Annotated in this window: 1 rRNA gene and 1 other annotated feature (1 of these 2 cut by a window edge); the gene reads left to right on the top strand. The window is 57.6% G+C overall.

Annotated features, from left to right (window positions below):
* Positions 1 to 1,393, top strand: a sequence feature (mutual gap in cmsearch alignment for this rRNA model is longer than 100); it begins 1,631 nt to the left of the window's first position.
* A gap of 66 nt (positions 1,394 to 1,459) precedes the next feature.
* A 5S ribosomal RNA gene (gene rrf, locus ACGFIM_RS38790) occupies positions 1,460 to 1,576 on the top strand.
* The last annotated feature ends 3 nt before the right edge of the window (positions 1,577 to 1,579 follow it).

Raw genomic sequence — 1,579 nt, 5'->3', positions numbered from 1 at the left:
TGCCTGAGATGTGATGCCGAGCCGATTGTGGCGAAGTGGATGATCCTATGCTGCCGAGAAAAGCCTCTAGTGAGTGTTGTGGCGGCCCGTACCCTAAACCGACTCAGGTGGTCAGGTAGAGAATACTAAGGCGATCGGGTGAACTGTGGTTAAGGAACTCGGCAAATTGCCCCCGTAACTTCGGGAGAAGGGGGACCTCTGCTGGTGATCGTCCTTGCGGCGGGAGCTGGTGGGGGTCGCAGTGGCCAGGGGGAAGCGACTGTTTACTAAAAACACAGGTCCGTGCGAAGTCGTAAGACGATGTATACGGACTGACGCCTGCCCGGTGCCGGAACGTTAAGGGGACCGCTTAGCTGGCGTGAGCTGGCGAAGGTGAGAACTTAAGCGCCGGTAAACGGCGGTGGTAACTATAACCATCCTAAGGTAGCGAAATTCCTTGTCGGGTAAGTTCCGACCTGCACGAATGGCGTAACGACTTCCCCGCTGTCTCAACCGCAGACCCGGCGAAATTGCACTACGAGTAAAGATGCTCGTTACGCGCAGCAGGACGGAAAGACCCCGGGACCTTCACTACAGCTTGACATTGGCGTTTGGAGCGTCTTGTGTAGGATAGGTGGGAGACTGGGAAGCTCGGACGCTAGTTCGGGTGGAGTCGTTGGTGAAATACCACTCTGGTCGTTTTGAACGTCTAACTCTGGTCCGTGATCCGGATCGGGGACAGTGTCTGGTGGGTAGTTTAACTGGGGCGGTTGCCTCCTAAAGGGTAACGGAGGCGCCCAAAGGTTCCCTCAGCCTGGTTGGCAATCAGGTGTTGAGTGTAAGTGCACAAGGGAGCTTGACTGTGAGACTGACGGGTCGAGCAGGAGCGAAAGCTGGGACTAGTGATCCGGCATCGGCGTGTGGAAGCGGTGTCGCTCAACGGCTAAAAGGTACCCCGGGGATAACAGGCTGATCTTCCCCAAGAGTCCATATCGACGGGATGGTTTGGCACCTCGATGTCGGCTCGTCGCATCCTGGGGCTGGAGTAGGTCCCAAGGGTTGGGCTGTTCGCCCATTAAAGCGGTACGCGAGCTGGGTTTAGAACGTCGCGAGACAGTTCGGTCCCTATCCGCTGCGCGCGTAGGAGACTTGAAAGGGGCTGTCCCTAGTACGAGAGGACCGGGACGGACGAACCTCTGGTGTGCCAGTTGTACCGCCAGGTGCATGGCTGGTTGGCTACGTTCGGAAGGGATAACCGCTGAAGGCATCTAAGCGGGAAGCTCGCCTTGAGATGAGGTCTCCCACCCACGTGTTGGGGTAAGGCTCCCGGGTGATGACCGGGTTGATAGGCCGGAGGTGGAAGCGCGGTAACGTGTGGAGCTGACCGGTACTAATAGGCCGAGGACTTGTCCATGAAGTTTTTGCTCGCGTCCGCTAGGCAATTCTGAGACAGCAACCAGTGTGTGCTGTTTCGTGGGGTTACGGCGGTTATGGCGGGAAGGAAACACCCGGTTACATTCCGAACCCGGAAGTTAAGCTTCCCAGCGCCGATGGTACTGCACTCGGGAGGGTGTGGGAGAGTAGGTCACCGCCGGACAAT

Origin of the sequence: Nonomuraea sp. NPDC049309 (assembly GCF_043196965.1) — a bacterium.
In the GTDB taxonomy this organism is placed as follows: domain Bacteria; phylum Actinomycetota; class Actinomycetes; order Streptosporangiales; family Streptosporangiaceae; genus Nonomuraea; species Nonomuraea fastidiosa.
This window is presented reverse-complemented; position numbering and strand designations above follow the sequence as displayed.